Annotated in this window: 3 protein-coding genes; all 3 read right to left on the bottom strand. The window is 46.3% G+C overall.

Annotated features, from left to right (window positions below):
- Positions 1 to 298 precede the first annotated feature (298 nt).
- Complete coding sequence (locus tag V7D75_RS07185; RefSeq protein ID WP_333614012.1) at positions 299 to 655, bottom strand: hypothetical protein; 357 nt, start codon at positions 653 to 655, stop codon at positions 299 to 301.
- 109 nt (positions 656 to 764) lie between these two features.
- Positions 765 to 2,855 carry a PLxRFG domain-containing protein gene (locus tag V7D75_RS07180; protein ID WP_333614011.1) on the bottom strand — a complete coding sequence of 697 codons (2,091 nt, stop codon included), beginning with the start codon at positions 2,853 to 2,855 and terminating at the stop codon, positions 765 to 767.
- Positions 2,749 to 7,671: an ADP-ribosyltransferase-containing protein gene (locus tag V7D75_RS07175; protein WP_333614010.1), complete on the bottom strand. Its 4,923-nt coding sequence runs from the start codon at positions 7,669 to 7,671 to the stop codon at positions 2,749 to 2,751. The genes V7D75_RS07180 and V7D75_RS07175 overlap by 107 nt, the downstream gene beginning before the upstream one ends.
- Positions 7,672 to 7,686 lie beyond the last annotated feature (15 nt).

Genomic DNA, 7,686 nt, shown 5'->3' with positions numbered 1-7,686 from the left:
GGTGTAGTTTTAGACGTGTTTAGACGAACTTTAGACATTGCTATTCTTATGGCTCCCGGCTGATATATAAGGGCTGCGTTCATTTGCGTTCATTTGCGTTCATTTTTCGTGAACGCAAATAAAAAAGCCCATCTAAATTAATAGATGGGCTTCGTTGGTTTTTTCTGCGCTACTTTACTCGAGTTTTCACACAGTCCCGGCGACCAAGCCAACATAGCTAGTATAGCAGCTAAGTGTAGCTAAACATAGCTAAACATAGCTAACTTTAGCTATATAAGGACGTTTATACACCTATAGATTAGTAGCAGCCAAACTGATTGCACGTCTTATGGAAGTAATTACCCTTTGAATCGGTGCCAGAATATGTCGTGCCTATTGAGCCGTTATTCTGTATCGTTTGATTCCACGTATTACCGTTTGAGCTGCTGCCACTTTGGTACGTTGTATTGCCATAGGTGTTTGATGTCTGGCTCCAAGTGCTACCAGTGCGCGGATTATTACCCGTCATATAAGTAGTATTGCCAAACTTATTAATCTGATAGTTATTGCCAGACTGCGGATCATTGCACGAGTACATATTCTCCGACCCAAAACATGAGGCATTAGCCCCAGTTGCAAACAGTCCACTCAATAATAAAATAGCCAGTTTATTCATTACCTTGTCTCCGCATTAGTTGATTTATTCACTATAACCAAACTAATGCTGTTTGTAACCTACTAAAACACCATTTTAGCTAGTAAAATGGCGTTTTGTATTAGTCACACTACGTGCCAGCCAATTCCTCCTGTCTTAATGCTAGGCTGTCCTGTATATTCTGGCGTTCAGCACTGCCAAAGTCTTTACGCTCGACACGCTTCTCTGCTGACTTTTCAATCTTATCGATATCAACATTAAAGTGCTCAGCGTTACGATCATTCCATGCGTCCATCTCGTTATACAGTGCATCGACACGCGCATCGTCATCTTGATAGATAGCTTCTGCCAAGTGTTTGCTAAAGTAATCCGTCTTAGCCTTCAGCATGTTTTTCATATCATAAGCGTTACTACGGTCACGCCCTGGTCTTGCGTTATTGGCAGGGTTAAAGGCCATCGATTTAATCACGGCATCGGTTTTATCCAAGTCCATGATCTTATCACCTTTGGTGTTACGGTATGATCCAGTCAATGCAATCTCGGCACCTGACGCGGCATCACGAATATAGCGAGGTGAGGCGGTGATAAGTGCGTCTTTATACTTCCCATCGGCGGCCATTGACGCGGCAGAAAAGAAACTCTCGTAAAACCCTGACGACGCGCCCAATATTTCAGCCCAGTCGGTAGGCCCTGGCCTAATCACATCAGTACCGGGAATAACATTACCCAGACTTGAACGACCATGAATATCAATACGACCCTTCTCGCTGGCGATACCATACATCAGCGCGTCGGCATTACTCTTACCTAGCAGTCCTTCTAAATAATCAGGCAAGTTAAATGCTTTACCAAACACGCGATAAGCAATACCTTCAAACAGATCGCGTAAGTCATCAGCGAACGGCAAGCCCAACATGCCAGCCAAGGCAAATTGCCACATCATCGCTACTGCCAGCGCTTTAACTTCTTTGTCTCGACCGTGGCGTATCATCTGCTCAGTATAGTTAATCGTGAACTGTTTAAACACGAGGATTAATGGGCCATACTGACCAAGCTTGCCGTTACCGCGTGCCAGACCTGAGCGATTGCCTTTGTTGTAGATGCCTTGCGTCTGCTGAATGATTGATACTGCAAACTCATACTTACTATCAAAGCCTTTTGCCTTTAGTTTGGCATCGCCCATATCTTTGGCGACTCTAAAGGCTGCAATCATGGTACTACGGCGATTCATAGACTCTGATATTTCAGCAAACCAGCCAGCGGCGGCTTCGATATTACCCCAAACGCCACTTGCTACGCCGCCTTTTCCGCGCTCAAGTCCTTTAATCATGTAGATATTCTGCGGATCAAGATGACCTTCACGCGCCATGCGTAAGTAATCTTCTTTTTTCACCCACGCTGGCAAGTTATCTTCAAAGCCCGTCCAGTTAGGCGTTGGCAGTCCGGCGGCTTTCTTACCCATATTGATAGTAGCGTTTGCTGCGTGCTTTCCTATCATTGCCAGCGCTTGCGCCATATAAGCATGGCCCTTGCCAGCGCCTACATAAGCAGTCAGTTTGGGTATGGTCTGGGTAAATGGCTGCGTTAAGTTTAAGAAAAAGAACGCTGGCGAGAAGCCCATAAAGTAATGGAACATCAGGCTGCGCTGCTGGGCAAATTCTTCTTGCGGGTTTTCGATATTCTCAAAAACTTTTTGCGCCTCATTCTGTAGATTGCCGTCATTAATATTTTGGATTGAGCGCTCAATCTCACTGTTATACAGACCACGACCACTATAGCGGGCGTTGCTCATGACAAACGCTGGCAGCACACGCGGCATATCTTCACTATAGCCTGGTACTTTTTTACGATGAATTAGGCGTTTTAGCGCACTGCGATCACTGACCGCGATTTTTAAGTACGCTTGATAGGCGCCATCATCATCTAAGCCAAGCTCGGCTGCAAATAATTGTACCGTTTCGGGCGATAGACCTTTATTTTTAAACTGCTTAAATCCTTCTGGGTTCAGTGTGCCAGTACCGACGGTAAACTGAGTTTCATCGTAGCGCTCTTTTAGCTCTTTAATCGCTTTACGCTGCTGACCTTTGGTTTCGTATAGCTCAAACAAATCTAAGTCATTGGTAGTCTTGTCGCGCACTTCTACTGCATAGTGGCCAAAACGCATCAGCGGCGCATAACCATCTGCTACCAGCTTGTCGTACTTCATGGCAATCGCTGCCATCTAGCTGTTTTTGCATACGCGCTTCGGCTTTTGGTGTGATTAAACCACCCTTGGCCAGTTTTTCCAGCTCGTCTGTCATGTGCTGTTGAAGCGCTAGGTTGTGCATGATGGGGTGCATACCTTGCAGCTTTAGCTTATGGATTGTTTCTATGTTGACAAGCTTAGTACCTTTGGCGAGCGACGATAGAGTATCGACTGTCATATTCATAACAGATGTATCGATTGCTGCCCGCGCGCGGCGATAAAAACCAATGTCTTTGTCGGTCAAGTCAAACATCGTTTGCAGCTCGCTATCGCTCCACACTTTGTCTGCCATTGTGCCATCAAAGATTGCTTTTGATACGCGCTCCATTGCTTCTTTTTTCTTACCGACAACTAGGCGAGTATCCCATATTTCAGGTAACAAAGTTTGCACCAATCCAGCCTCGTTATTCTCATAAGCAATACGCGCCTGCACGTTGTCCGTAAATATTTTAAACACTGGGTTAAGTAGCGCAACATGCTGCGGTGTTGCCAAGTGGCGTCTAAGTAGTAAATTAATACCAAACTTAGACGACATGGTAGTCGCTTGTGCAAGCGCCACTCTGTCTCGTGCTTTTTCTTTAGTAGTGACCGGCTTGCCGTCAGTACCAAGGCTTGAATAGCGTCGGCTGAAACGTATATCAGGATTGTTAGCGTCGAACGTGCCTACGTTGTCGGTGGCTGATTTTATCTGAGTTGGCTTATGAGCAACTGCCCACTTAACACTACCGTCATCGTTTTTCTGAATAACACCATCATAACCCCTGCTTAGCATTTCCTCACGGCTAGGTACGTTATCCATAGCGGATTTTACATAGTAAGGATTTTCTATAGAGATATACGCTGGAATTATGCGCGTTCCTTGCCCTGAATATTGACGCGCCTCTGACTCGCTGGCTGTAAAGTAGCTACCTTTGCCAAGTAATGCGCCAAAATCAGTCGTATTAAACTCATTAAACGCTTTAATGGTGCCATGATAAACCACCAATGGATTGCCATTGCCATCCACCACCTTGCTATCGCCAAACCATTCTTTAAACGCTGGCGTGTTCTTTTGGTCCACACCTTCTTGACTAAACTGCATTTGTGCGGCTGGCATGTTTTCAACACCCGCAATAGTCACGCTATCCATACTCTGTTCTGCCAAGCGCTTAACCATGCGTTCAGCTAACTGCACCATATCATTAGGTGTCATCTTTAACTGCACGCCGGTATGATTGCGAACCCATGCCCGCACGCCAGCCATAACGCGATTCACAAAGCGCTTGATAACTGCCAGTGGACCGCCGCGCTCTGTTGCTTGCGCATACTCAGTGATTAGATACGGGATATATTCATCGCGTGCTTCACTGTCACTGTAGGCGCTTGCCTCTGCGCGTTCTTTGGCGCGTACAGCATACTTGTTGCCAGACCTTACTAGGGCGTAAAAATTTTCCATTAAACTCATGTAAGTTTGCGTCTCAAGCATGTTTTGAATACCAGCGTGCCCGCCCATTTCATGAAGCAATGTTGCAACTACTGTTTCTGGGGTTAGGTTATCAGCAATCAGCGTTACCTTGCCGTCATAGTAAAAACCTTCGGCATCACTTGGGATAAGCAAGCGACCATCACTATTCACAAAATCATTGAGCGTGCGCACTCGCAATTTGCCAGACTTGATAAGCGCTGCGACCACCTCTTTGCCAAAACGCTTTTGCAAGGTGCTGACCACTTGTTTGGCTGTGGCGCTTGTACTGCCTTTGGCTGGGTTGGTTTTTGAGTAACGGATATCAGGATTTGAGCCATCGAACGTGCCAGCATTGTTTGTTGCTGACTTTATTTGATTGGGTTCAAAAACAACGAAAGATGTGCTGCCATCAAATTCCTCGTCATTCTCTATAATAACTCCATCAATACCGCCGTTTACAAGCAAGTCTTTATACTCGTCAGCCAACACTCCGATATCTGAAACATCTTCAAAATCAGCAACCCATAATTTATCATCAGGAATAACATCTGATTCAATATCGTTAGCTAGAGCTTCTAAACTTTCAAGTTCGTAAGACGAACGAATGTTAAGAAACGAAGCGATAGACGTGCTACCCATACCTCCTCGATTTCTTTTGCTTAAATCTTCATTGCTAAACCAAAACCCAACTCCAGCAGTTGCTGCGTAAGGTGTTTTACTTGCGTTTCCATACGCAGTAGCGCCTAGCTTGCTTCTGTCAAAATCGTCAAATATCTCGTCTGTTGAATGATAGACTACCATTGGCTCGCCATTATCATCCACTACTTCGCTAGCATTATCAGGGTCACCCTCCCAATCCCCAAACCACTCTTTGAAGGCTGGCGTTCGAACTTGTAACCATTGCTGCTCATTCAGATTAGTATCTTCACCATTAGGCGCCTTCATCCACTTATCTGTGCTCTCAAACTCTTTGCGAATGGCGTCTATCTGGCTATCACTTGCGGCTATGCGAGAGAATTTAGGCGCGTCCGGTGCTGGCACACGGTCAGCGTCAGTAAAGTTATTCGGATTACTGTCCTGCTTCAAGGCTTCCGCCTCACTTGCCAGCGTATCTTCAAGCTCTTTTAATTCGCGTGATTTTTCTTCAAGCTCGGCTTGTGCATCAAACGACTTGCTGGCGCGGCGCTCAAAATTTTCAGCATTGGTTTTAGATTGCTCGATAAGCTGCTCAATTTTTGACTTGTAATCGGCCAGTTTGTTTACACGATTAATGATACGTGTGGTCAGTCCGTCTGGGCGCGTGTCTTTTGCATTATCTGTATCAAACAATGCGGTGTCATCAGCTTTCGGTATATCAATATTAGCGTCAGCATAGAAGTTGCCGCCGTTCATGGTTATACCGTTATAAACCACATCATAACCTGCTGCCGTACCAAGCACATGCTCGCCTGTATCGAAGTTTTCAGCATGCTTATTGTAGGCGTCTATGATCGCTTGACCGTATTCACTGCGATTATCAAACGCCTTAGCGCCTACCTTGCCGATAACATCGCCTGTTTCAATATTTTTATGTGTTGGCAGTAGCTTATTGATATCGTCAAGCTCACGCTCAGCGCGTGCCAGCGTGCGGCGTGCGTCACGAGCCTTGTTTTGATTGCCAAACTTCTCGTTTTGGTGCCCTGATAATTGACGGTTTAAGCGCTCAACATCTTGGCGCAATCCTGCCAGCTGCATAGATCGCGGATCACCTGACGATAATGCGCTGGCTTGTTCAAAGGCGCTGGCTTCGCTCACATCGTCCATACTACGAACCGTGGCATCACCGCGCATGGCCTGTTCGATAAAGCGCGCCTTGCGTGCGACCATTGACCACATGGTACTATCGTAGCTGCCCTTTGTGGCATAAGCTCTGATAACCACTTCTTTGTTTTGGTTGCCCTGTCTAATGATACGGCCTTCGCGCTGCTCGACTGAGGCTGGGAACCAAGGTGCGTCAAGATGGAATAAGTGAGTTAGGCGCTTTTGTGCATTAACCCCTGTCTCCATATCTTTGCCGCCAATCATAATACGCTTGCGGCCTTGGCGCATATCGTCAAACAACTTGCCTTTTTTAGCGTGTGTTTTATTGTCTCGCATAAAGGCAATATCTTCGCGCTTAACACCCAACCTAATAAGCTCGTCGGTAATCCACTGCTTCATATCAAACCCGCGAGAAGCGGCAGACTGCTCACCAAGTCCTATGTCGGTAAACATCATTAATGCGCCGCCGTTTAAATCATCGACTGCGCCATCGGTCACATATTCATTATCGGCAGTAGCGTGATAAGCTTCTGCCATATCTCTGATAACGGTATTGAGCTTGCTATTAGGGTCACTAGGCAAGGTTGGATCAACAAAGCGCATATCAATCGCACTAAATCGACCATCGCCAATCACGCTTAGGATAATATCGTCGCCCTTTTCAGGCTTGCCACTACGCTTGCGGATAGCATCAATGCGTTCTGCTAGGCTGGCTTGATACTCGCTAAACCCGTCTGGCGTTGGTATGGCAATAATTTCACGCCCACCCGTCTTAACATTAGGACGCGCTACAAAATCGCCCAAGTCTTGACTGGTCAGCACGTCCATGAATGAGCGCACGCGGCTCATAAGCTCGGGCACGTTGACGAACCTAGCAAAGCGCGGCACCACTTCATAATTACCAGCGGCGTTCTGCTCTAAGCCCTCCACTACTTCCCCAAACTGATTTGCCCAGCTATCAAAATGATGAAGGCCGTCTTGCTTCAACTGCTCAGGCTGAAAATAATGCTGAATAGTATAAAGCTCGCCCATCGTATTGGTGACGGGCGTACCGGACGCACCGACAAAAGCGCGTGTCGGATTGCTCTTTCTAAGTAGTTGCAGCTTTAAATCTAAGTCCATCGCTTTTTGCGAGCCTGCCGGGTCAATACCTTTGATATTTCCCATCTTGGTCACAAAGTTAAGCTTACGGAACTCATGCGCTTCATCGATATACAGCTTATCGACGCCCATATCTTCAAAGAATACCGCGCCGTCCTTCTCTTTAGCATCAAGTAATTCATCAAGGTTGCGCTCTAGGCTTTCGATATTGCGCTCAAGCTGCTTGACTGAGGTGCGATTATCGCCGTCACTGGCTTTAGTGGATTCAAGCGCGGCTTGCCATTCTTCAATCTTATTTTCTAAGAAGGCTTTTTTGGTATCAGGTTTTACGCCGATACGCTCAAAACCTGAGTGAGTAATAATGATAGCGTCTGGCGTATTGAGCGCTGCTTGTGCCACAAACTGTTTGCGATTGTGCGTATGAAAGTTTTGCTCGTCAGCGACCATGATATTAGCGGCCGG

The sequence above is a fragment of the Psychrobacter sp. genome, from assembly GCF_036731945.1.
Lineage (GTDB): Bacteria > Pseudomonadota > Gammaproteobacteria > Pseudomonadales > Moraxellaceae > Psychrobacter.
This window is presented reverse-complemented; position numbering and strand designations above follow the sequence as displayed.